The organism is Nocardia vinacea NBRC 16497 (assembly GCF_000308835.1).
Classification (GTDB): Bacteria; Actinomycetota; Actinomycetes; order Mycobacteriales; family Mycobacteriaceae; genus Nocardia; species Nocardia vinacea.
Window position 1 is genome coordinate 49,676 of record NZ_BAGN01000162.1, and the last position, 23,480, is coordinate 73,155.

A 23,480-nucleotide genomic window follows, 5' to 3' on the forward strand; every position below is an offset into this window, starting at 1 on the left:
ACGACACGCTCGAATCAACCGGGTAGCAACCAGGTTCCCCGGGCATCGTCGTCTGCCCGTTGCTATGTTGCTAGCGTGGGCGAGTCGCCAGGTTCTGGAAAGGTCCTAGGAAGGGTGTGTCGTTTCGAATGCTCGACGACGCACCGATGACCTTGTTCGAGGAATCTGCCCGCGCTCATTGATTCAGTCTTTGTCGAATTCTGTTCCACCGTTTGGAGTAACGTCTTTGACCACACCGCATCCCCCCACGTCCGATCCGCACACCGGCACGACCGGAGTCTGCCCCGTTCCGCACGGAACATCGAGCACTACCGCTGAGCGGATTCCGCTGTACACACCGGAGTTCGTCGCCGATCCGCACCACGCCTATGACGAGATGCGGCGCAAGTACGGCACACTGGTTCCGATCGAGTTGGCGCCCGGCGTGCCGGCCACACTCGTGATCGGCTACGCGACCGCAGTGCGAATCCTCAACGACCCCACCCACTTTCCCGCCGACCCCCGCACCTGGCAGAAGTCCGTCCCCGAGGACTGCCCGGTGCGACCGATGATGGCCTGGCTCCCGGCCGCACGTAACAACGACGGACCTACCCACGCCCGCTATCGGGATGCCTCCGTCGTGAGCATCGACGGAATCGATGTGCACGGACTGCCTTCGACCATCGAGCAGATCGCCATCCCGCTGATCAACACCTTCTGCAAGGCCGGAAACGCCAATCTGGTTACCCAGTACGCGTTTCCGCTCGTCCTCGGTGTCCTGAACCAAATGGTCGGCTGCCCACCCGACATCGGGCAGCGCGTCGCCAGCGGTATGGCGGCACGCTTCGACACGGTCCGTAGCGCCCAGGGCATGGCAATGCTCAAAGAGGCACTACTGGAGCTGATCCAGCTCAAACGCGACCATCCCGGCGACGACGTCACCTCACGGCTGGCACACCACCCGGCCGCCATGGACGACATAGAAATCTTCGCCCAGTTGATGAGCTTCTACGGCGCCGGATTCGAAGCACAGCGCAACCTGATCACCAACGCGCTGCTGCTGATGATCACCGACGACCGGTTCAAGTGCGCGGATGTCCTCGGACGGAACCTGTCGACGATCACGGCGATCGACGAAGTTCTGTTCAACGACCCACCCATGGCGAACTTCTGCACCACCTACCCGCGCCAGCCGATCATGGTCGACGATATCTGGCTGCCCGCGGACCAACCGGTCGTCATCAGCCTCACCGGCTGCAATAACGACCCGGAGATCCGCGGCGACGACGACGCCGACGGTCGACGTCTCGGCAATCGCTCACACCTGGCGTGGAGCGCCGGACCACACACCTGCCCGGCCAAAGGCGTTGCGTACCTGACTGTTCAGTACGCCATCGATCAGCTCTTCGACGCACTGCCCGACATCCAACTCGGGGTGCACCCGGATCAGCTGATCTGGCGGCCCGGTCCCTTCCACCGTGCGATGGCGGCATTCCCGGTCATTTTCACACCGTCCGCACCGATGAAACTCATGTAGGTGTCGGCCACCGTAGCGGGGGCCGAGATCGTCGATGGTACGGCGATCTCGGCCCTCGGCTCGGCAGGGTTCTCAGGGAGGCGGGAACTCCGGGAACGGATCGGACTTCGGGAAGACGACCGGCAGCGCGGTCAACGCGCGATGGAACGGCCCGGTACGCCAACCGAGTTCGGCGGCCGGACCGGCCAACTCGATCTCGGGCAGGGCATCGAGCAGTTGGTCGATCGCGTCCTGAGCGATCAGATAGGCGGCGTCCTGTGCCGGGCACATGTGTGGTCCGGCGCTGAAGGCCAGGTGTGAACGGTTGCCATCGCGCTCGACGCCGTCGACAGCATTGACGGTGGGATCGCTGTTGCACGCCGCCATGCTGATGACGACGGGCTGGTGGGCGGGCAACCACACACCATTGAGCAGGACCGGTTGCCGGGGATAGGAAATGCAGTAGTTCGCCAACGGCGGGTCGGTGAACAGCACTTCGTCCAACGCATCCCGGGTCGACAGACTACCGCTGTGCATGCCCGCGGCGAATCGATCGTCGGTCAGCATCAGCCGCAACGCGTTGCCGATGAGGTGGACCAGCGGCTCGACCCCGATCGCGTAGTGCGTCACCAACTGCTGGATCACTTCCTCATCGGTCAGACCGCTCGGGTGACGCATCAATCGAGTCGTGATGTCGTCACCGGGCTCCTCCCGCTTACGTTCGGTGTGCAGCCGCAGCGCCTCGTGCAGCATGCGGTCGCCCGCACCGACCTCGGCGCCGGCATCGAACATGGCGTCCATCGCCGCCGCGACCCGCGCGCCGATATCGGCGTCGACTCCCAGCATGGTGTTCACCGCGGTGAACACCAGCGGAAAAACGTAGCATTGCAACACATCAGCGTGTCCGTCGGCACAAAACGTATTGATCAGCGGGATCGCGATCTGCTCGATTACCGCGTGCATGCCGAGCAGATCGACGTCATTGATCGCCGCGCTGGTGGACTCGCGATAGCGCTTATGTTCCTGCCCGTCGGTGCGCAGGGCATTCTCCCGTCGCTTCATCATGGCGAGTACCGGGCACTCGGCCGGAATGTTTCGCTCCCACGTCCGGGGATCCGCCGGGAAGTGGTCCGGATCGGTCAGGATGCGAATCGCGGTGTAGTAGCCGATCACCAAAGTGGCCGGTACGCCCGGGGCGAGATCCACCGGCACCAGCGATCCGAACTTCTTGCGCATCTGCCCGTAGGCCCGGTGCGGGTCGGCGGCGAATTCCGGGGTGTACATCACGATGCGCGGCCCGGCCCCGAAGCCCGGTGAGCCGCCGACCGAGGACCGTGATTCCGGTGGGTGATGCGTATGCGTTGTCACAGATGAACTCCGAACTTTTGAAGACTAAAGAACCTTGACAATCGAGCGGACCCAGCACTGACCTCAGTTACGTCACAGCGGCGAGCTTCGGCAGGTTGATGACAACGAACTACGAACAAACTGCTCGCACGACTTCAGTCGCGCCGATCTGCCCCATGTGGGCAGCACGTGTGGTGCGGGTCATGAGCTTCCTGCCGGTGCCCATGATCCAAATCCGTTGCCCCAGACCAGTTCTTGAGTGTCCGCCGTCATGATAGCCACCGCTCATGAGACGCGCAGCTCCAACCGCCGTACGAGCAAGCATTCGCCCGGGCTCAGCAGATCAGAGCTCTCCCGGCGGGCGTCATTCGGCTCGCCTGTTGCGACCGACAGCAATCTTGCGGACCACCGTCAGGACGGTGACCACCATGACCGTCACCAGCTCCAGCAGGTTCCAGGCGATCGGATCCTCCGGGTCGGATTCGGCAGCCAGGGCCGGTGGTCGGTGCGGGGTGGTGCGAATCGGTGTTTCCGGAACGATCGCGAGTGCCGGTGCGGCTGGGGGGAATTCCGGTGGGGCGATCAGCGCTGCCGGTGCGGGTATCGCCGGCACGGGCGGCGGGGCGAGTTGCAGGGGGATGCCAGGCGGTTCGGGTGTCGGGAGTAGGAGCAGACAGGTCAGCAGTGCACTGCCGGTCGTCGCGCTGCCGACGACGACGCTGCCGAGGCCGGATCCGCTCGATCCGACCGAACCGGTGCCGATCAAACCGGAGCCGGTTATGCCGCTGCCGGTTATGCCGCTGCCGGTCGCAAGTCCGAGCAGTATTGTCGCGCTACCGATTACGGCGCTGCCGGTGCAGGCGGTTTGGACGCTGCCCGGGTCGAGGCCAAGGGATTCGCCAGCTCCGGCCGTCGCATCCGCGTGCCCGCCGGCGGGCGGGTCATCGGTGCCGTTGTCGATGGAGCCTGTACCGGTCCCCGCGCCGCCCCGCTTCGCATTGCCCGACATCGCCGTCCCCGGGGCCGCGCTTCCGGTGGTGACACCCCTCGGTTCGAGATCCAAGGCGCCGCCGTAGAAGCTGCTCCCGGAATCCGCAGCCGCACTTCCGGTCCCAGTTGCGTCGACAGCAGCACTCCCGGTGGCGATATCACCGATGACCGGCCATTCGGGGCCCGTCGAATCCGCGGCCGCAGGCCCACCCGCGAACAACGGCACCACCGTCGCCGCCGCCAATCCGAGTGCGGCCCTTCGTCTTTGTACAAGAAACGCCATGTTGCCGATGTCCCATCCGTCGCAGCTCCGCAGGTCTCGGGTGGTCCGTCAGGTGATGTGCGCGTAGCGGGACATGGCGTATTCGAAGGCGTCCTTCGGGACACTGTTTCCGCCGGAGAACGGCCGGTCGAGGTTGTAGATCGCCAGCACCGTCGAGCCGACGACGATACCGAGCAGCGCGGTCATCAGCACACTGCGCTTGGTGACCTCCACACCCGAGAGCACGGCGGTGCACAGCAGCAGGATGGTGCCGAACCACAGCGCCGCATAAAGGAATACCGGCATTTCGTAACTCGCGTCCATGGCTCGGTCCTGGCGCGCCTCGGCAGCGGCGTCGAGGCTGGCCATGGCACTCGTGCGCAGGTCCGCGACGTCCGGATCCGTCGTATTCACCGACGCGACGGCATCGCGGAGGCTGTCGAACGTGTCCTGGGTGGGCTGACTCAACCGCCGGTCCGCCTGCATGACCGGCCACTCCCGCGTGAGCACCTGATCGGTGTAATCCCGCACCAGGTCCTGGATCTGGCGATGCTCGGGATCCGGCATGGAATGCGCGGTCGAATAGGTATCCACCAGCGCCTTCGCTTCGGCAATGGTGTGATTGTGCGCGTTGTCGTACTCCTGCCAGCAGATCACCACCACGAAGGCGACCACCGCCAGGAAGAGAGTGTTGATCAGTTCGAGTACGAGGGAACCGGCCGCTTCCTCGTCGGTCGACACCCAAGACTTCGGTCGCAGCCGATCTCCGATCATGAAGATGGCCACAGCGATAATCGCCGCAAGGACGGGCACGATGAATATCAGCAGCATGTAGCGACGCACCTCCTGGAACCCACCAACCAGATCTCCGCCGCATGATGCGGCCCGCCGAGGTCGAGCTCGGCGAACGTCAGCAACGTCGATCAACTGTTATTCGGAGCCGAGGCCCGGATGGATGGCGTCCCAACACATTCCGCGTGTCGCGGGACGGGAGGTCCATGGAAAGTGGTGCCACTCAGGGCATATCGATGATCTCGACCCAATTGGGATCACGGCCGAGATCGAGATGGTCGCCCGGGGTCAGCGTGCCGGAGTCCGGGTCGAGCGTGTAGCGGGTGATCGCATTGGACTTCTCGCCCGCGACGATCAGATAGTGGCCGCGCCGATCGATGGCGAACCCGCGGGGCTGCGCCTCGGTCGGCGTGGATCCGATCGGCGTCAATGCGGAGCACCGAAATTTCGGCGCTGTCGGCATTCGATACCTAGACGATCGTCGTGGCCGCGGCCGGATGGTCCGCGGTGCAACCCGCCAGGGCTGCCGCCAGCAGGATTCCGGTACTGCAGAACGCTCGGCGATATCTGATGGTCATGGGGCACTTCCGATTTCGGCTCAGGCGTCGAATTCGATACGTCGGATGGTGCCCATACCGATGAGGGCGACCACGGCCAGCAGCCCGTGTGCCGATACGAACCACAGTGCGGTATCGAACGAGCCGGTCGAGGAAACCAGATAGCCGATGACGATCGGGGTGACAATGCCCGCGATATTGCCGAAAGCATTCATGGTGGAACTCACGAAGCTGACCGCTTGCGCCGGTGCGATATCCGTGGTTATCGCCCAGCCGAGGGAACCGATGCCCTTGCCGAAGAAGGCCACGGTCAAGATCGCCACGATCACTGTGGTGCTGTCGCTGAAGTTGGACAGCGCGATGAGGGTGGCGAGCAACATGCCCACGGCCGCCGGGATTTTGCGCGCCGCCGTCAGTGATCGGCCGCGACGCAGTAGGGCATCGGACAGGATGCCGCCCACCAGGCCACCGATGAAGGCCGCGAGCGCGGGTAGTGCGGCGACGAATCCCACATGCACCAGCGACAGGCCGCGGCCCTTGTTCAAATAGATCGGGAACCAGGTGATGAAGAAGTAGGTCAGTGCGTTGACCGCGTACTGGAAGACGTAGACGCCCCACAGCGGCCGGGTGGAGAAGACGCGCACAAGCATGCGCCGATCGAGTCGCGTGCGTCGAGTCGCGTTCTCGCCCTTGGTCGTATCGAGATCGACCAGCGCACCACCGGAAACGATCGTGTCGAGTTCGGCCGGGGTGACGCGGCGGTGCGCACGCGGCGGATACAGCCAGCGCCACCAGAACACGGCCAAACTGAAGCCGAGCACACCGAGCAGCACGAATACCCAGCGCCAGCCGAATTGATTGGTGATCCAGGCCATTACCGGGGCGAACATTACGGTCGCGAAATACTGTGCCGAATTGAAAACCGCTGTCGCCCGGCCACGTTCGGCGGTCGGGAACCACATGGTCGACACCCGCGCATTGCCGGGAAAGGCCGGTGATTCGAATACGCCGAGCAGCAATCGCAGCCCGAATACGATCGACAATGCGACCAGCACCGGCGTGGTGATCAGGCCGACCAGGCTGGTCGCCGCGGTGACCAGCGTCCACAATGCCAGACTCGCCGCATAGACCCGCCGTGCGCCGAATCTGTCGAGCAGCATCCCACCGGGCAATTGCGCGACGACATAGGCCCAGCTGAATGCCGAGAAGATGTAGCCGAGCTGGACGGTGGAGAACCCGAGATCCGCCCGGACCGCACTGCCCGTGATAGACAGGCTGCTGCGGTCGGCGTAATTCACGGCGGTGATGATGAACAAGAGCCCGAGCACCAGATAGCGCGTGGGAATAGGACGACCGCGCCGCTGTTCGGGGGGTGCCACCACGGCGCGGGCGCCGCCGACGGCGGGCATATTCTCACGTTTCAACATCACTGTCCTCCTGTGACCGGCCGGTGTGCGCCGGATCACCCTGCAATGGGTGTGAAAGGAGGCTAAGGGTCGGAAGCGATACCCGTCGAACACCAATTCGGTATTGAGCGATACCCAAACGAGAGGGTGCCGGTCGGAGAGAGCATAGTCGGGTCCGATGCCATTCGAGTATCGGTTGATTTCAAAACAGTGTTGGACCGGCATCAGGTGCCGGACCTAATCTCCAGAGAAATCAGCAATTTCCGTCGCCAGGAGGATATTCGTGTCGCAGCTATCCGCCGAGGAATTGGGACCCGCGCTAGGGCGCGGATTGCTCTCGTTCCCGGTCACCCATTTCGACGCCGAACTGAACTTCGACGAGCGGGCCTATCGGGATCACATCGGTTGGCTGTCCCGATACGAGGTCGCGGGCCTGTTCGCGGCCGGTGGCACGGGCGAGGGCTTCGCCCTGACCAGTGCGGAGATCGATCGCGTGGTGCGCGCCGCGGTGGCCGAAACCGCCGGACGGGTTCCGGTGATCGCTCCCGCGACGGCGAGCACCAGGGTGGCGGTGGAGCAGGCGCGCGCGGCCGAGGCGGCGGGTGCGGACGGCATCCTGCTGCTGCCGCCGTATCTCGTGGAAGCGTCGCCGGACGGGCTGGTCGAACATGTGGCCCAGGTGTGCGCGGCGACCTCGCTCGGGGTGATCTTCTACAGCCGAGCCAATGCCGCCTGCGATGACGTGACGGTGGCCGAGATGGCCGAGCGCAGCCCGAACCTCATCGGGTTCAAGGACGGCGTCGGCAATATCGAGTCGATGACGCGGATCTACGCCCGGATGGGCGACCGACTGACCTACATCGGCGGCCTGCCCACCGCGGAAACATTCGCACTCCCCTACACCGAAATGGGTGTGACCACCTACTCCTCGGCGATCTTCAATTTCGCACCCGAATTCGCGCTCGATTTCTATCGCGCGGTCCGCGACCGCGATCGCGCGACCGTCTATACGCATCTGCGCGATTTCGTCATCCCCTACCTCGACATCCGCGACCGCCGCCCCGGCTACGCGGTATCGATCATCAAGGCCGGACTCACCGCGGTCGGCAGACCATCCAGCCGGGTGCGCCCGCCGCTCACCGACCTCACCGAGGACGAACTCGCCGAGCTCACCACCCTCGTGAAGACGATCGCCTGACCCAGAAGGACCCCCGCCATGGATTCACCCATCCTCGACCGGATCACCAACGTCAAGCTCTCCTCGGTCACCGTGCCCCTGCCCACCGGGATCAGCGACGCCAAGGTGCTGACCGGTCGACAGAAACCCATGACCGAAGTCGCGGTGCTCTTCGCGGAGATCACCACCGAGGCCGGGCTCGAAGGCATCGGCATCAGCTACTCGAAGCGCGCGGGCGGGCCGGGCCAGTTCGCACATGCCCGCGAGATAGCGCCCGTACTGCTCGGTGAGGATCCCAGCGATATCGCCAAGATCTGGGACAAGCTCATGTGGGCGGGCGCCTCGGTCGGTCGCAGCGGGCTGTCGGTGCAGGCGATCGCCGCTTTCGATGTCGCTCTGTGGGATCTCAAGGCCAAACGTGCCGGGTTGCCGCTGGCGAAACTGCTGGGCGCACACCGTGATTCGGTGCGCTGCTACAACACCTCCGGTGGATTCCTGCACGCACCCATCGAAGAAGTCCTCGACCGCGCCACGGCGTCGTTGGAACACGGCATCGGCGGCATCAAGATCAAGGTCGGACACCCCGACCACGCGGTGGATCTCGCGAGGCTCACCGCGGTGCGCGAGAAGCTCGGGGACCGAGTGCCGTTGATGGTCGATGCCAACCAGCAGTGGGACCGTCCCACCGCTCGCCGCATGTGCCGCGCTTTCGAGCCGTTCGGTTTGGTGTGGATCGAAGAACCCCTCGACGCCTACGACTTCGATGGCCATGCCCAACTCAGTGCCACCTTCGACACCGCCATCGCCACCGGTGAAATGCTCACCAGCGTCGCCGAACACACCCAACTCATCGCTGCCAACGGCGCGGACATCGTGCAACCAGACGCACCGCGTGTCGGCGGCATCACCCAATTCCTGAAGGTGATGGCCCTCGCCGACAGCCGAAATCTACAACTGGCACCGCATTTCGCGATGGAAATCCACATCCACCTCGCCGCCGCCTACCCCCGAGAGCCCTGGGTCGAACACTTCGAATGGTTCGACCCCCTCTTCAACGAACGCCTCGACATCGCCGACGGTCGCATGCACCTGTCATCCCGCCCCGGCCTCGGCGTAACCATCAGCGACCAAGCCCGCGCCTGGACCGTCGCCGAACACACCATCCACTCCTGACCCACTGGCTGGTCGGATGATCACCATGCGTTGTGGGCGGCAGCGGTCGAGAGACCCGACCCGTCAGCGCATGGTGATTGCCTGTCCGATTCGCAGGAAGGCCTACCGCGTCAGTTCCAGTTGTCGATCTTGACGTCGTGCGGATCCGGCGCGCCTTTTCCGGTCTCCACCAACGACTTCAGGCTCAGCAGGAATACCGCCCACTTGGTGCTGCAGTGGTGCATGAATTCCACCGGCTCCTTCCAGCCTTCATGCTTGAAGAGCACGACGGCGTAGTCGTCGACCTGGTCGAGGTTCCAGTCCACGTGGGTGCCGACCCATTCTTCGGGTCCCTCGACGACCTCCCAGCGCACGCGCTTGCCCGGGTCGAGCTCGAGGACCTTCATATCGAACCCACCGGCAACGAAACGGAATTGGAGCACGCCGCCGACGTCATTGCCTTTGCCCTGGGTGTCGGTCGCCCACCAGGCGGCCAGCCCCTCGGTGGTGGTCAAGGCGGTGTAGACCTCGGCCGCCGACGACTTGATTGCGACTCGGTGCAGGATATCTACCATTTTCGAATCCTCTTTCCAGTGTTGGTTTTTCACTGCTGCTGATCTTTCGTGCGCTGAATCGCCTCGGCGATCCGCTTGATGCGCCGGAGCCTGGCATCCCACGCCGCGCCGACCGAGGACAACTGCGCGACCGCGCGGGCAAGTTGTGCCTCATCCACCCGATACCTCCGTTCCCGCCCCGCGGGCGTGGCGTGCACCAGGCCGACGCGGTCGAGCACGCCCAGATGTTTCGCGATGGCCTGCCGTGTCACCGGCAACTGCTCACTGAGACTGGTGGCCGTGCCATCGCCGGTCGCCAGGAGCAGGTCGAGCATCCGCCGACGGGTCGGATCCCCGACCGCGGACCACAGGTCGTCGTCGACGGTAGCGGTCACGGGGTCGACACCAGCCGCGCGATGTACTCGCCGAGTTGCGGAACGAACCTGTCCCAGCCGCTGGCGTGGTCTTGGTATGTCTCCTCCAACTTCGCAGCCTCCCAACCCATCTCACGAAAGCCGGTCTCGGTGAGGCGAATCCTGGTGCCCGCGCCCGCCGGGGTGAGCTCGAAGGTGACCAGCAGCGAATCGGCGAGGTCGGCCGGGCCCTCCGGATAGCACCAGCGGAACGAGAACAGCCGTGGCCGTTCGACGGTCACCACGGTGATCGGCGCGACATGTTCCCGGTCGCCGAAGACCAGTTCGCCGACCGCGCCCGGTGTCGTCTCGAAATCGGCCGCGTCGGACCACCATTCCGAGATGTGTTCCGGGCTGCTGACCACCTCGAAGACAACTTCGGGTGAGGCGTCGACGTGGATCTCGCGTTCGATGCTGCCGTACTCCATACTCTTCCTCCATCTGCAACGTTTGGTTGCATGTCACGCTAGCCGACCATCCACCATCGCGCAACCATTGGTTGCGCATTGAATCCGGCCGCGACTTGAACGCACAAACCCCGGCGAGACCACCATGCGTGGTCAGCCGGGGTTTCGGCGGCGACTCAGACCTTCAGCCCGTGTTTGGTGACGTATGCGTAATGGAAGGCGAAGAGCCCACCGAGGACGACGAGCCACTGCAGCGCGCTCACCAGCGACACCGAATCGACGATCAGTTCGCCCACGCTATATCACCGCGGTCGCGAGCATCTGATCACTCGGTCTCTCGCCACGAACACATAGCGATCAGCCGCACTGCCGGTGAGGCCTATCGGCCGCATCGCCTCGCCCGGCAAAATCCGGGACGGGCTCGAAGGTTAATTGCCCTGCGGAGGAAGCGAAGTGGATGCGTGCCGGTCCGCGATCTCGGTGAGGGCCTGCGCCCACCCGTCCAGGCGGTCGGCCGCGTCACGCAGATCGGCGACGATGGTGTCGAAGTTGTGGCGCAGCAGCGCGCTTTCGGGGACCGCGAGAATCCGCCCCGCCGCGGCGACCACCTGTTCGTACTCGGCGACCCCGCTGTCCAGGCGGCCGAGTGCGAATTGCATATTCTCGGTGAGGCCAACGGCGGCAACGGATTTCGAGCGGCCCATGGCGCCGAGTGCCTGTTCCATCGCGGCGATGTCGGCGGCCAGTGCGTGCAGCGCGGCCGCGCCCGAACCCGCGGTTTCGATCATGTCGGCGAGCTCGTCCTCGGGTAGCCGATTCGAGCGGGCGATCTGCGTGCCGAGGCCGTGTAGCGCCTTCTCCGCCCGAACCAGGCGGGAAATCGGCCCGCGCGCGGATGACCACGGTGGTGGCTGTTTGCGCGGTACGAAGGCGGCCTGCGGCAGCGGCGCGCCGCGCAATTGGAGGTAGCGGCGGGCGCTCAGCGCGGTACCGGTGACCAGCGCCACCGCTCCCCCGCCGACCACGACCACGGCCCAGACCGGTGCCGAAAGCACCATCAGCCCAACGGTTCCCGCAGTGGTGAGACCACCGACCGTGCCCAGTTGGAAGCTGCGGCGGCGGGCCCGGCGGCGCTTGCGCAACTCCCGCTCGCGCGGATCCGCCCAGCGCCGCACCGCGACCAGCGCATGTTCGCCCACCTCGCGCAGACTGTCGGGCAGGCTCCCCGGCTGCGGTGCGAGTGCCGCCTGCGCGCGCACGAGCGCGGCACCGCGACGACGACCACCCTTACCTTGTTCGCGAGGTCCCTGCGGGCTCATCGGTCTCCTCCAGGGCACGCGTTCGGCGCGACCCGCGGTGGCCGGACAGGCAGGGCCCGAGCATGACCGACGGCCGATCCGCCAGGTACCCGTGCCTTGTCTTCCACCGAACCAGTCCTCGCCGAACTGTACTTATTTCGAACGCTGTGTCTACTTCGAACGACGGGCTATTGCTGCGCGGCCTGGCCCTTGTTCATCTGTGGCTGCGGCTGTGCCGGATTCGCCTGCGCGGCACCCGGATTGATCGCCGGTGCGGTCGCACCGCCGGCGGGCAGCGCATCACCACGCATCGAGGCGCGAATCTGCTCCAGCTTGCTGTGCCCGGCCATCTGAATGCTGGCCTGCTGCACCTCGAGCATCCGGCCCTGCACCGAATTGCCCGCGAGTTCGGCGGCACCCAGCGCATTCGCGTAGCGGCGCTCGATCTTCTCGCGCACGGCATCCAGGCTCGGCGTGGTACCGGGCGCGGACAGCGTCGAATCCATCCGCTGCAGCGATGCCGAGACCTGCTCCTGCATCTTGGCCTGCTCCAGCTGGCTGAGCAGCTTGGTGCGCTCGGCGACCTTCTGCTGCAACAGCATCGCGTTCTGCTCGACGGCCTTCTTGGCCTGCGCGGCCGCCTGCAGCGACTGGTCGTGCAGCACCTTGAGGTCCTCGACGGCTTGCTCGGCGGTGACCAACTGCGCGGCGAATGCCTCGGCGGCGTTGGTGTACTGGATCGCCTTCTCGGTATCGCCGGCCGCGGCGGCCTGATCGGCCAGCATGACGGCCTGGCGCGTATTGGCATTGAGCTTCTCGACATCGTCGAGCTGACGGTTCAGCTTCATCTCCAGCTGACGCTGGTTGCCGATGACCGATGCGGCCTGCTGCGAGAGGGCCTGATGCTGGCGCTGAGCTTCCTCGATAGCCTGCTGAATCTGGACCTTCGGATCCGCATGCTCCTCGATCTTCGAATCGAAGAGGGCCATCATGTACTTCCAGGCCTTGACGAACGGATTAGCCATCGATTGATCCCGCCTCCATAAGATGCGCCGCGCTTTTACCGCGACTCTAGTGCGCGACCGTCACGCACCCGATATGTGCCTATCCTCCACCATGTGGCACCCGGGCCGGGCGAACCCGGCCCAACTGACGCCTAGTACAGAATCTATCCGCTTTCGGCACCGGTTCGCAGCGTCGGCCGCGGACGCCACCTCTCGTCCAATGATCAGTTGCTTTTCACCAGGACCAGCATGTCGGCCCTCGGGGCCGGAATAACGATCCGGGTGTCCTCGGCGATCTGCGGCCGGGCACCGGCCACCGACATCGTGGCGGTCGCGGGCTCTGCCTCGGCCTCGGCGGGTTCGGCCGCAGCGGTCCGCTCCGTCTCGGGTGCATCGGCGGCCTGAGCGGGCGCGTCGGCAGGCAGGCCGTCAGCGCCTGCCATGATCGTGCTCACATCCCAGAGCACCCGCGACAGCGGCACATCCAGGGCCGCGCAGATGGCGGCGAGCAGTTCGCTGGAGGCCTCTTTTCGGCCCCGCTCGACCTCCGACAGATATCCCAGGCTCACGCGCGCCGAGGTGGAGACCTCACGCAGGGTCCGGCTCTGGGCGAGACGAGCACGCCGCAGACTGTCCCCGATCGCCTCTCGCAGCAGCGTCATGTCGTTCTCCTTAGCTCCCAGTAACCGGGTCCGCGGGCGCCTACCAGCGCTGCGCACGCCGTCCTTTCTGGCACAACGTCGAACAGGGTCCGGTTGGTTCCCACGGTGGCAAACCAGGTGCGGCAGCACCTAGTGGCCGCCTCCCACGATACGACGCAACTCCCGTACCGCGCTGTGCGTAGCGCCGATTCGGATCGCCCACCGGTCGCCGTCCAGTTTCAGCCGCATGACCTCGGTATGCCCGGGCCCGGCCAGTCCGAGGAAGACAGTGCCGACGGCATGCCCGCCCTGAGATTCGGGTCCGGCTACCCCGGTCAATCCGATACCCCAGTCGGCACCGCAGCGCAGCCGAGCACCGACGGCCAACTCTTCGGCGGTGCTCGCGGCGACCGGTCCTTCGGTCGCGAGCACTTCGTCACTGACACCTGCGAGGCTGTGCTTGAGTTCCGTCGCGTAGACGACCAGTCCGCCGCGCAGCACCGCGCTGGCACCGGGCACCCCGGCGATGGTCGCCGCGAGCAGGCCCGCGGTCAGCGATTCGGCGGTCGCCACGGTCTGCCGGGCGGCACCCAGCTCGCGCACCAATTCGACGACGGGCGCTCCGGTTGTCAGCGGATCGGTCATGCGCCGCGTGTCCGGCCCGGACCTCCCGCGAGCCACACCCGCGCCGCCTGCCCCACATAGTCGAGGCCGGTGATGACCGTCAGTGCGACGGCCACATACATCAATGTCATGCCGGCGGTGGCGAATCCGCCGTGCAGCGGCAACAGCAGTACCGCGATCGCGACGGACTGCACCAGCGTCTTCAACTTGCCGCCGCGTCCGGCCGGAATCACCCCGCGCCGCACCACCACCAGCCGCAGCAGCGTGATCCCGATCTCACGACCGCAGATGACCAGGGTGATCCACCACGCCAGATCGCCGAGCATCGACAGTCCGATCACCGCCGAACCGATCAGCGCCTTATCCGCGATCGGATCGGCGAGTTTGCCGAAATCGGTGACCAGACCGTATTTGCGCGCCAATTGCCCGTCGAAGCGATCGGTGATCGCGGCGATGCCGAACAGCGCGGCGGCCGCGATCCGCCAGCCGGTCTGGTGGCCGTCGCCCGCGAACAGCGCGAGCACGAACAGCGGCACCAGCGCGATGCGCAGCATGGTGAGCACATTCGCGATATTCATCAGCGGGACGACGGGATCGGCCTGGGCGGGCGCGAATCCGGCGCGAACCGGGGGTTCGACCCAGCGTCGATCGATCTCTTCGGGCTGCACGCTCACGCCTCCGCCTCGCTGGCGCTCGGCTCCGGCGCGTGCGTGCACGGCTGTGACACGGTTCGCTCGCTACGCTCCCTCACAGCCTCCGCCCCGCAGGCGCTCGGCTCCGGCGCGTGCGTGCACGGCTGTAACACGGTTCGCTCGCTACGCTCCCTCACAGCCTCCGCCCCGCAGGCGCTCGGCTCCGGCGCGTGCGTGCACGGCTGTAACACGGTTCGCTCGCTACGCTCCCTCACAGCCTCCGCCCCGCAGGCGCTCGGCTCCGGCGCGTGCGTGCACGGCTGTAACACGGTTCGCTCGCTACGCTCCCTCACGGCCTCCGCCCCGCAGGCGCTGAGCTCCCGCGCACAGGCCACAACACCCACCGCCACGAGGCTCGGACGCATGCCGACGCGATGCGGTGAGCGGAGCGGGTGGATGTGCGGCACACGTTCAGAGTATCGGTAACCGGGCCGACTACTGTGCACCCCATGACCTCTCGGGGACCATTAGGTGGTTCGACTAGCGACGCGTATCCGGGCGCGGCACCTGCCGCGAACAAATCTGTCCCTGCCGTGCGACGCGCCCGAACCTCCGATGTGCCCCAGATCAAGAGCCTCGTCGATGAATACGCCGGTCGGATCCTGCTGGAAAAGAACCTGGTCACGCTGTACGAGGCGGTACAGGAATTCTGGGTGGCCGAACTCGACGGCCGGGTGGTCGGCTGCGGTGCGCTGCATGTGCTGTGGGCCGACCTCGGCGAGGTGCGCACGGTCGCGGTGCATCCCGATGTCAAGGGGCATGGTGTCGGTCGGCTCATTGTGGAGCGGCTGGTCGCGGTGGCCAGGGAACTCGAGCTCGGACGGTTGTTCGTACTCACCTTCGAGGTGGACTTCTTCGGCAGGCACGGATTCGTGGAAATCGACGGCACACCGGTGACCGCCGAGGTGTACGCGGAGATGTGCCGGACCTTCGATCCCGGCGTCGCCGAATTCCTCGACCTCAGCTATGTGAAACCGAACACCCTCGGCAATACTCGAATGCTGCTGAACCTCTGACCAGAACGGATCGATTGTGCCCATCTTCGCCGTGCACTACACCTATTCCGATGCCACCATCGAGGCGCGCGACACCTTCCGCCCGGAACATCGGGCCTGGCTCAACGGCCTGATCGATGCGGGCTCACTGCTGACCAGCGGCCCCTACCCGGACGGTTCCGGCGCACTACTGCTGTTCCAGGTAGCGGACGAGGCAGCGATCAAGGAACTGCTGCCGCAGGATCCGTTCGCCCGCGAGAACCTCATCGACGATGTGCGGGCGGTCGAGTGGCTGCCGGTGATGGGCACATTCGCTTCCTGACCGTCCGGCTGACCGCCGCGTGTCGCCGCCCGACACTCGGCGGTCAGCAAACTTACGGCGACACGCCGCGCCAGGTGCGGAAAAAATCGCGCATGCCGACGCAGACTCCCCCGTATGCGCATATCCGTCGCGATTTTCGCGTCGATGTCGGTCGCAGGCCTCGCACTCACCATCTGCTCGACGGCCGCCGATTTCGACACCACGGCAAACTTGACGGTCGGGGATCGTCCATTGCTACGACCGGGTTCGGTCGACGAGTCGACATACCGCGCCGCCGACGGCTACTACTTCCGGACAGCGGACGGCGGCCTCGCGTGCGGCTTCCTCGATGAGCCGTTCGGACAGCCGAAACGACCGGTCGGCTGCCAGGGCACGACCCAGCCCGTCCCGTCGGCGATGCAGGCCTGCTGGGGTATCGACCCGAGTGCGGCCGCACTAGCCGTTGGCGAGAGCGCCGCATATCTCTGCGTGAACCGGGGCTACTTCGTCGGAACCACATCCGGAGCGGACGCCGACGCGCCGGTGCTGCCGGTCGGGTCGAGCCTGAGCGTGTCCGGCTTCACCTGCCTGGCCCAGCCCGTCGGGGTGACCTGCCGCAACGACACGACCGGGCGCGGCTTCGAGATCGCGCCCGAATACAACCGGGTCTTCTAATCGGCGACCCGGCTCTCGGCGGACCGGGCCGCGCCGCGGGTTTTGATCAAGCTCGCGACGGTGGCGATGAGCAGAATTCCGATGATCACGCTCAGCGAGACCGGCGTGGAAATCTCCGGTACTTTGACGTGCTGACCACCGTTGACGAAAGGCAGGGTGTTCTCGTGCAATGCGTGCAGCACCAGTTTGACGCCGATGAACGCGAGAATCGCCGAAAGGCCGTAGGACAGGTAGACCAGGCGATCCAGCAGGCCGCCGATGAGGAAATACAGCTGCCGTAAACCCATGAGCGCGAAGGCATTCGCGGTGAACACGATGTAGGGCTGCTCGGTCAGACCGTAGATGGCAGGGATGGAGTCCAACGCGAACAGCAGATCCGCGAAGCCGATTGCCAACAGCGCCAACAACAATGGGGTGACCACGCGCCGGCCATCGATCCGGGTGAGCAGTTTGTCGCCGTCGTATTCGTCGGTGGTCGGGAGCACCCGTTTGGCCAGCGCCACGATCCGGCTGTCGCGCTTCTCCTCCTGCTCGACCTCGTGTCCGCTCTCGCGCAACAGTTTCACGGCCGTATAGACCAGGAACAGGCCGAACAGATAGAACACCCAACTGAACGCGCTGATCGCCGCCGCACCGACGGCGATGAACACACCCCGCATGACCAGCGCCAGCACAATGCCGATCAGCAGCACCTTCTGCTGGTAGATCCGTGGCACCGCGAAGCTCGACATGATGATGACGAAGATGAACAGGTTGTCCACCGAGAGGGCCTTCTCGGTGACGAAGCCCGCGTAGTACTCGCCCGCGAAGGTCGAGCCCCACTTCCAGGCAACGAATCCACCGAAAACCAGGGCCAGGCCGATGTAGATCGCCGACCAGCTGCCGGATTCCTTGAAGGTCGGATCGTGTGGTGTGCGGACATGGGCGAAGAAGTCGAAGACGAACAGACCCAGGATCACCACGATCGTCAGGGTCCATTCGAGTGCGGTTACGTGCATGCGGGCTCCGGGGCGGAAACGCGTTTCATGACAGCAATCATGCCCGATTTGTCCGTTCTGTCGAGCTAGCGGAACAGTTGCTGACCATAATTTCACATGCGGATCCGGCGGCCGACGTGTCACCCTCGCGAGCATGACCGACGACTACCCCATCCTGAACAGGGCGAAGGTGGATCGCTGGGCACGAACCGTCGCGGGTTTGCTCCGGCCGGGCGGGCGGCTGTTCCTGAGCGAAGGACATCCGATGCCGACCCTTTCGAGCGACCTGCGAGCAGTCGCTAGCGAGGGCCATGGACGAAAACCACACAGACCGACCGACCGTCGGCTATCCCTACTTCGAAATGCCTGAGCCCACGGTGTTTTCGTCTGAAAACACTTATGTCGAGACCGAGACGAAATTCACACAGACCGTGACGCACGAGTGGAATCACGGACTCGGCGATGTGGTGACCGCACTTCTGGAGCACGGCATGACGATCACCGGACTGGTGGAGCACCGCAGCGTTCCCCGGGAGGCATTGCCCGGACAGATGACTCGCGAGGCGAATGGTGAGTGGCGACTCGACGAGCACCCGGAACGCCTTCCACTGACTTACACACTGCAGGCACGCCGACAACTCGCCGGTAGGGAATAAATGGGTTCCTCATCGCGTCTCCTGGTGTTAGCGTTATCCGGAACGTAATCGATCGGTAATCGGAACCACGAAAGGCAAAGGCAATGACCAGCACCCAGGACCAGGGACTACGCTCCCTCGCCGGTGCCTGGCAATTGCGTTCCGGCACCCGGCGGCCGATGTCGCAGCTGCGCCTGACCTGGCTGTTGATGTCGCAGCTGCGACAGGCGAGTATCCGGAGCCGCCCCTGAGGTCTCGATTCGAGAAGGCCTGAACAGGGGCCGCTCCAGGCGAAATACTCGCCACGGAGCGGCCCTTTTTCTGTCCAGCGGATGTAGCTCAACTGGAAGAGCAACGATCTCCAAAGTCGTCGGCCTGGGGGTTCGAGTCCCTCCATCCGCGCATAACTTCACAGTGAATATAGGGCGGTAGGCATTTCGTATTACAGGATATGAATAACCCTGCCGCATACCGGTTTTGAACCCGAGTAGCTCAGTGGACAGAGTTGACCTTTCGAGCGACCTACAAGCAGTCGCCAGCGGCGTCCTCCGACGGCGCGCAGGTCGGAGGTTCGATCGCACCCACGGGTACCAAAACCATTCCCTCGTAGCCCAATTGGCAGAGGCACCGGACTTAGAATCCGGTTGATGCGAGTTCGAATCTCGCCGAGGGAACCAGTCCGCGCGGTTTGCGCGGATCAGCGCTCGTAGCTCAACGGACGGAGCACCTGTTTACGAAGCAGGCGGATGAAGGTTCGAATCCTTCCGAGCGCACCGATGGAGTGTGGTGTAACGGCAGCATGGCGGACTTTTGACTCCGTGGGTTCAGGTTCGAATCCTGGCACTCCAGTACACACCGACCCAGGCTCATGCAGGTTCGCCCCGGGGCTCTCATAAGGCCCTGCCGTGTGGTTCGACTCCACGATGAGCTACCACGTCACACTCGTATGGCCCCAGTCTCGCGGGGCCGACCCGCGTTCGCGGGTGGTTTGCCGTGTCCGTGCCTGATCCGTGTACAGATACCCTTCGGACCAGATGTAGCGTGTGCCACCCCAGCGGGCCGCGGCGGCCACATCCGGAAAGAACCCGCACCCTTCGGAATTCGCACTCGTATTGCACAACACCGGTATGCCGCTGATGGCCTCGTATGCCGCCAGAATCCGCGCCGTCGGGCTCTTTGCCGATGCCTCGATGGTCTGCACCCGCGCGATACCGTCCACCTGCACGGCTGGAATACGGTTGGTCCACTCCGACCGGATGCGGTGCTCGAAGGTCAGGTACGGATCGCTGCCACCGCGCCCGAGCACCTCCGTCGCCCGTTCCGCCAGGCACACTGCCGCCACCGACCGGAGGACGGCCCGGTGCTTGATGCCGTTGAGCCGGTCCCGCATAGCCGAATCCGTTGCGGGAGCGAGGATGCTGCGGTTGCCGAGGGCACGCGGCCCGATCTCCGCGCGACCCGAAAGCACCACTACCGGCTCGCCTTTCCGGTGCAGCAACTCCGCCACCCCCCGCTCGTCACAGGGCTGTCTGCGCCAGTTGCCCGGCACCCCACATACCCTGACTCGTGGACCCGAGTACACATCCCATCGCAGCGCCGGATTGCGCCCCTTCCGGAACATCTCGCAGCACGCTGCACCGATGGCGGCGCCGGAGTCGTCGGGAAAGGGCGGAATCCAGATCTCCTCGACAATCCCCCGCAGCTGCGAGTTCCACTTGATATCGAGGGCGCTTTCCCCGGTTACCACGAGTTTCGACGGCAACGAAGCATCGTGGCGTACAAGCGAACTCAACGCCGACTGCTCGTTCGAATCGGCCCGGAACGTGGCGACCGAACGGATCTTTCGTCCCGCCGCCACGACATGGTAGAGCCGTCTGGCATCTCCACCGTCCCCCACCAGGACAAGCGCATCCTCCGCGCGCGCCGCGAACGGACTCGAACAGTACCCGCCCACGATGTGCTGGTCCACATGGTGGTAGCTGACGTATTCATCGGCGGCGGAACCGAATCCGTGACCACGAAAACGGTGCCGTGCCAGCGGTATGGTGCGTCCGGGCCGATCCTGATACGGCGCGATCGTGAGTTCGACCGGACGGCCGCCGGCTAGCGTCGCAATGCGCGCGGGCTCGGTCGAATCCGTCTCCGGCACAGAACCATCCACCACGAACCGGTCGATATCACCGGGCGTCAATCCCTCCGACCGCAATATCGCGGCGACCTGCTCTAGATCGCCCAGCGGGTGGTGGCGCCTGCCGTTGTCCAGCTTCTCCAGCTCGATGCCGAAAACCAGACGGCCGTCATCGATAACCGCGACCCCACCATCGTGCGTCACTCTGATTCCGCAGATCACCACGCCGAACCACTGTACCGACGCCGCGGCCGCCCACCGGCGGTGAGAATATCTGCCGCCGAAGCGTTTTCACTCCTCCGGGCTGTCGGGCTCCGCGTCCCCGCCGCCGCGGATCGTCCACAGCAGCCCCTCGAGCTCATCGGGCTTGATGAGCACATCGCGTGCCTTCGACCCCTCGCTGGGGCCGACGACACCGCGGGTTTCCATCAAATCCATCAGGCGACCGGCCTTGGCGAAGCCGACGCGCAGCTTGCGCTGCAGCATGGAGGTCGAGCCGAATTGTGAAGTGACGACCAGTTCCACGGCCTGGATGAAGACATCCAGATCGTCGCCGATGTCGGGATCGACATCCTTCTTCTCACCCGCCTTGGCGGCGGTGACGCCCTCCTGATACTCCGGTTCGGCCTGGTTCTTGGTGAAGTCGACGACCCCGTGGATCTCCTCATCGGAGATGAACGCGCCCTGCAGCCGGGTCGGCTTGTTCGCGCCCATCGGCAGGAACAGTCCGTCACCCATGCCGATCAGCTTCTCCGCGCCGGGCTGATCCAGGATGACTCGCGAATCCGTCAGTGACGAAGTGGCGAAGGCCAGGCGGGACGGCACATTGGTCTTGATCAGACCGGTGACCACGTCCACCGACGGACGCTGCGTCGCGAGCACCAGGTGAATGCCTGCGGCGCGGGCCTTTTGGGTGATGCGCACGATCGCGTCCTCGACATCGCGCGGCGCGGTCATCATGAGATCGGCGAGCTCGTCGACGATGGCGAGAATGTACGGATAGGGCCGATAGACCCGCTCGCTCCCCAGCGGCGCGGTAATGGCACCCGACTTGACCTTCTTGTTGAAGTCGTCGATGTGGCGCACCTTATTGGCCTGCATGTCCTGGTAGCGCTGTTCCATCTCCTCCACCAGCCAGGCCAGCGCGGCGGCGGCCTTCTTCGGCTGGGTGATGATGGGGGTGATGAGGTGCGGAATGCCCTCGTACGGTGTGAGTTCCACCATCTTGGGGTCGATGAGGATCATCCGGACCTCGTCCGGAGTCGAGCGCGCCAGCAGCGATACCAGCATCGAGTTCACGAAGCTCGACTTACCGGAACCGGTCGAACCGGCGACCAGCAGATGCGGCATTTTCGCGAGATTCGCCGAGACGAAATCGCCCTCGATATTCTTGCCGAGCCCGATCACCAATGGGTGGTGGTCATTTCGGGTCGAGGGCGCCTTGAGCACATCGGCCAGGCGCACCAGTTCACGATCAGCGTTGGGGACCTCGATACCAACGGCGGACTTACCCGGGATCGGGGCCAGCAGCCGAACATTCTCGGTGGCGACCGCGTAGGCGATATTGCGGGCCAGCGCGGTGATCTTCTCGACCTTCACCCCCGGACCGAGTTCCACCTCGTAGCGGGTGACCGTCGGGCCGCGCACGAAACCGGTGACCGCCGCGTCGATCTTGAACTGCACCAGCACCTCGGTGATCGCCTCGATCATCGATTCATTGGCGGCACTGCGCTTCTTGGGCGGATCGCCGTCGGTGAGCAGTGTCAGTGGTGGGAGGGTGTAGTCACCCTCGACCTCGCGGTCGGGGATGAATTCCAGCTGCTTCGGCGGCGGCGGGGTCTGGTCCTCGGCCTTGATCGGGGCGCGCTTCTTCGGCTTGGGCTTTTCTTCGGGCGCCGCCTCTACCGCAATCGGTTTCGCATCGCGCAGTGGCGGTTCGCCGATGATCTCGGTGACCGCATCGGAGCCGCCGAATTCATCGGGCGGGTAGTTCTCCTCTGGGGTGCGACCGCGCCGCTTCGACTTGGTATTGCGATGCAGCGGAAATCCGTCGGCATCGTAGTTGGCCGGATCGAAATCGGATTCGCCATCGTAATCACCGTATTCGTCGCCGCCACTGCCGGTGCCGAAGTACTCGCGCAACCGCTGTGGTACCTCGCGCACAGTGGTTCCGGTTACCAGTAGCACGCCGAAGACGATGGCCAGCAACAGAATCGGCACCGAAAGCCAGGCGGTGAGACCGTTGGTGAGCGGTCCGCCGACCACGAATCCGACGAAACCCGCTGCGCGCGAACGCCCATGCGCATCGGTCGGCGATCCGGCCGCGATATGCCACAGGCCCAGGACCGGCAATCCGATCAGCAATCCGCCGAGTACCAGCCGCGGCCTGATCTCCGGACGTGCCTCGGTCCGCATCAGGACAACGGCGATTCCGGTAGCCACGAACGGCAATCCGGCCGATGCCGACCCGGAGATCGCGCGTATCGCCTCCTCGACCCAGTGCCCGATCGGCCCGCCCGCCGAGAGCCATACCGCCGCCGCGATCACCGCGCTGAGGCCGATGAGGGCCAGCGCGATGCCGTCGCGACGATGCCCGTGTTCGATTTCGCCCGCCCGACTCACGGCCCTGGTGGTGGCGCCGAGTCCGCGCGCGAGCATATTCCAGCCGCTGCTTATACCGCGGCTGAGGACCGCGAGCGGTGCGGTATCGGACTTGCGGCGGACCGGGCGGCGCGCCGGTGTAGTGCGGGCGCGCGGTGCGGACGAGCGGCGTTGAGCGGTGGCGCGAGTCCGACCCGAACGAGATGCCGCCGTGGTCCTCCCCCGGGCCGATCCCGCCCGCGCACGAGTGGTCGTGGAGCTGCGGGACTTACCTGCCATGGACTCAGGCTAGCCGCAAACGCCCCATCCAGACCATCAACCACACACGTAACTGTCCCGCCTCCCCGGACCTTTTGC

Annotated in this window: 24 protein-coding genes and 4 tRNA genes; 12 read left to right on the plus strand and 16 right to left on the minus strand. The window is 65.0% G+C overall.

What is annotated here, in order from left to right; all coding sequences use genetic code 11:
- Positions 1-226: 226 nt before the first annotated feature.
- On the plus strand, positions 227-1,516 hold the full coding sequence (locus ON44_RS21620; protein ID WP_040692902.1) for a cytochrome P450 family protein: 1,290 nt from the start codon (positions 227-229) through the stop codon (positions 1,514-1,516).
- A gap of 72 nt (positions 1,517-1,588) precedes the next feature.
- Here ON44_RS21620 and ON44_RS21625 read toward each other — a convergent pair whose 3' ends face one another.
- The 5 genes from ON44_RS21625 to ON44_RS21645 form a co-directional block, all read right to left on the minus strand.
- Positions 1,589-2,863: a cytochrome P450 family protein gene (locus ON44_RS21625; protein WP_040692905.1), complete on the minus strand. Its 1,275-nt coding sequence runs from the start codon at positions 2,861-2,863 to the stop codon at positions 1,589-1,591.
- 343 nt (positions 2,864-3,206) lie between these two features.
- Positions 3,207-4,115 (minus strand): hypothetical protein, encoded by a 909-nt coding sequence (locus ON44_RS46960; protein ID WP_157187245.1) that lies wholly within the window; start codon positions 4,113-4,115, stop codon positions 3,207-3,209.
- Between the two features lie 48 nt (positions 4,116-4,163).
- Positions 4,164-4,925 (minus strand): bestrophin-like domain, encoded by a 762-nt coding sequence (locus tag ON44_RS21635; protein WP_040692907.1) that lies wholly within the window; start codon positions 4,923-4,925, stop codon positions 4,164-4,166.
- A gap of 184 nt (positions 4,926-5,109) precedes the next feature.
- Positions 5,110-5,316, minus strand: coding sequence for a beta-propeller fold lactonase family protein (locus ON44_RS21640; protein ID WP_040692908.1), 207 nt, complete (start codon positions 5,314-5,316; stop codon positions 5,110-5,112).
- Between the two features lie 168 nt (positions 5,317-5,484).
- Complete coding sequence (locus tag ON44_RS21645) at positions 5,485-6,870, minus strand: MFS transporter (protein WP_083898046.1); 1,386 nt, start codon at positions 6,868-6,870, stop codon at positions 5,485-5,487.
- Positions 6,871-7,132: 262 nt separating this feature from the next.
- Here ON44_RS21645 and kdgD point away from each other — a divergent pair, with 262 nt between their 5' ends.
- Complete coding sequence (kdgD, locus tag ON44_RS21650) at positions 7,133-8,047, plus strand: 5-dehydro-4-deoxyglucarate dehydratase (protein ID WP_040692910.1); 915 nt, start codon at positions 7,133-7,135, stop codon at positions 8,045-8,047.
- 18 nt (positions 8,048-8,065) lie between these two features.
- Positions 8,066-9,199: an L-talarate/galactarate dehydratase gene (locus tag ON44_RS21655; protein WP_040692912.1), complete on the plus strand. Its 1,134-nt coding sequence runs from the start codon at positions 8,066-8,068 to the stop codon at positions 9,197-9,199.
- A gap of 110 nt (positions 9,200-9,309) precedes the next feature.
- On the opposite strand, the gene ON44_RS21660 is transcribed toward ON44_RS21655, so the two are convergent.
- The 8 genes from ON44_RS21660 to pgsA all read right to left on the minus strand — a co-directional run bounded on the left by ON44_RS21660 (position 9,310) and on the right by pgsA (position 14,787).
- A complete protein-coding gene (locus tag ON44_RS21660) occupies positions 9,310-9,753 on the minus strand; it encodes an SRPBCC family protein (RefSeq protein ID WP_040692914.1) in 444 nt (147 codons plus the stop codon).
- A 29-nt stretch (positions 9,754-9,782) separates the two neighbouring features.
- On the minus strand, positions 9,783-10,127 hold the full coding sequence (locus ON44_RS21665; RefSeq protein ID WP_040692916.1) for an ArsR/SmtB family transcription factor: 345 nt from the start codon (positions 10,125-10,127) through the stop codon (positions 9,783-9,785).
- Complete coding sequence (locus ON44_RS21670) at positions 10,124-10,573, minus strand: SRPBCC family protein (RefSeq protein ID WP_040692918.1); 450 nt, start codon at positions 10,571-10,573, stop codon at positions 10,124-10,126. Before ON44_RS21670 ends, ON44_RS21665 begins: the two co-directional genes overlap by 4 nt.
- Before the next feature lie 407 nt (positions 10,574-10,980).
- Positions 10,981-11,871, minus strand: coding sequence for a phage shock envelope stress response protein PspM (pspM, locus tag ON44_RS21675; RefSeq protein WP_051182299.1), 891 nt, complete (start codon positions 11,869-11,871; stop codon positions 10,981-10,983).
- Positions 11,872-12,038: 167 nt separating this feature from the next.
- Positions 12,039-12,875, minus strand: coding sequence for a phage shock protein PspA (pspA, locus tag ON44_RS21680; protein ID WP_040692919.1), 837 nt, complete (start codon positions 12,873-12,875; stop codon positions 12,039-12,041).
- Between the two features lie 203 nt (positions 12,876-13,078).
- On the minus strand, positions 13,079-13,516 hold the full coding sequence (locus ON44_RS21685; RefSeq protein WP_040692920.1) for a helix-turn-helix domain-containing protein: 438 nt from the start codon (positions 13,514-13,516) through the stop codon (positions 13,079-13,081).
- 129 nt (positions 13,517-13,645) lie between these two features.
- Positions 13,646-14,140, minus strand: a complete 495-nt coding sequence (locus ON44_RS21690) for a CinA family protein (protein ID WP_040692922.1) — start codon at positions 14,138-14,140, stop codon at positions 13,646-13,648.
- Positions 14,137-14,787 (minus strand): CDP-diacylglycerol--glycerol-3-phosphate 3-phosphatidyltransferase, encoded by a 651-nt coding sequence (gene pgsA, locus ON44_RS21695; RefSeq protein ID WP_373283193.1) that lies wholly within the window; start codon positions 14,785-14,787, stop codon positions 14,137-14,139. The genes ON44_RS21690 and pgsA overlap by 4 nt, the downstream gene beginning before the upstream one ends.
- Positions 14,788-15,260: 473 nt before the next feature.
- Here pgsA and ON44_RS21705 point away from each other — a divergent pair, with 473 nt between their 5' ends.
- The 3 genes from ON44_RS21705 (at position 15,261) to ON44_RS46965 (ending at position 16,782) form a co-directional block, all read left to right on the plus strand.
- On the plus strand, positions 15,261-15,827 hold the full coding sequence (locus ON44_RS21705; RefSeq protein ID WP_083898047.1) for an amino-acid N-acetyltransferase: 567 nt from the start codon (positions 15,261-15,263) through the stop codon (positions 15,825-15,827).
- A gap of 16 nt (positions 15,828-15,843) precedes the next feature.
- Positions 15,844-16,128, plus strand: coding sequence for a YciI family protein (locus tag ON44_RS21710; RefSeq protein ID WP_040692932.1), 285 nt, complete (start codon positions 15,844-15,846; stop codon positions 16,126-16,128).
- 114 nt (positions 16,129-16,242) lie between these two features.
- The gene (locus ON44_RS46965) at positions 16,243-16,782 is read left to right on the plus strand and encodes a hypothetical protein (RefSeq protein WP_051182300.1); all 540 of its coding nucleotides are present in this window, start codon (positions 16,243-16,245) and stop codon (positions 16,780-16,782) included.
- Here the strand turns inward: ON44_RS46965 and ON44_RS21720 are convergent.
- Positions 16,779-17,780 (minus strand): TerC family protein, encoded by a 1,002-nt coding sequence (locus ON44_RS21720; RefSeq protein ID WP_040692935.1) that lies wholly within the window; start codon positions 17,778-17,780, stop codon positions 16,779-16,781. The genes ON44_RS46965 and ON44_RS21720 overlap by 4 nt on opposite strands.
- Positions 17,781-18,136: 356 nt before the next feature.
- On the opposite strand from ON44_RS21720, the gene ON44_RS21725 reads away from it, so the two are divergent.
- The 6 genes from ON44_RS21725 (at position 18,137) to ON44_RS21745 (ending at position 19,243) form a co-directional block, all read left to right on the plus strand.
- Complete coding sequence (locus ON44_RS21725) at positions 18,137-18,415, plus strand: hypothetical protein (protein WP_157187246.1); 279 nt, start codon at positions 18,137-18,139, stop codon at positions 18,413-18,415.
- 83 nt (positions 18,416-18,498) lie between these two features.
- Complete coding sequence (locus ON44_RS50355; RefSeq protein WP_157187247.1) at positions 18,499-18,645, plus strand: hypothetical protein; 147 nt, start codon at positions 18,499-18,501, stop codon at positions 18,643-18,645.
- A 77-nt stretch (positions 18,646-18,722) separates the two neighbouring features.
- Positions 18,723-18,796, plus strand: a tRNA-Trp gene (locus ON44_RS21730).
- Between the two features lie 198 nt (positions 18,797-18,994).
- Positions 18,995-19,071 (plus strand) — tRNA-Leu (locus ON44_RS21735).
- Between the two features lie 23 nt (positions 19,072-19,094).
- Positions 19,095-19,167 (plus strand) — tRNA-Arg (locus tag ON44_RS21740).
- 4 nt (positions 19,168-19,171) lie between these two features.
- A tRNA-Lys gene (locus ON44_RS21745) sits at positions 19,172-19,243 on the plus strand.
- 79 nt (positions 19,244-19,322) lie between these two features.
- Here ON44_RS21745 and ON44_RS21750 read toward each other — a convergent pair.
- Together ON44_RS21750 and ON44_RS21755 are read right to left on the minus strand one after the other, a co-directional pair.
- On the minus strand, positions 19,323-20,747 hold the full coding sequence (locus ON44_RS21750; protein WP_051182302.1) for a carbamoyltransferase N-terminal domain-containing protein: 1,425 nt from the start codon (positions 20,745-20,747) through the stop codon (positions 19,323-19,325).
- 66 nt (positions 20,748-20,813) lie between these two features.
- Positions 20,814-23,402 carry a DNA translocase FtsK gene (locus ON44_RS21755; RefSeq protein ID WP_040692937.1) on the minus strand — a complete coding sequence of 863 codons (2,589 nt, stop codon included), beginning with the start codon at positions 23,400-23,402 and terminating at the stop codon, positions 20,814-20,816.
- Between the last annotated feature and the right edge of the window lie 78 nt (positions 23,403-23,480).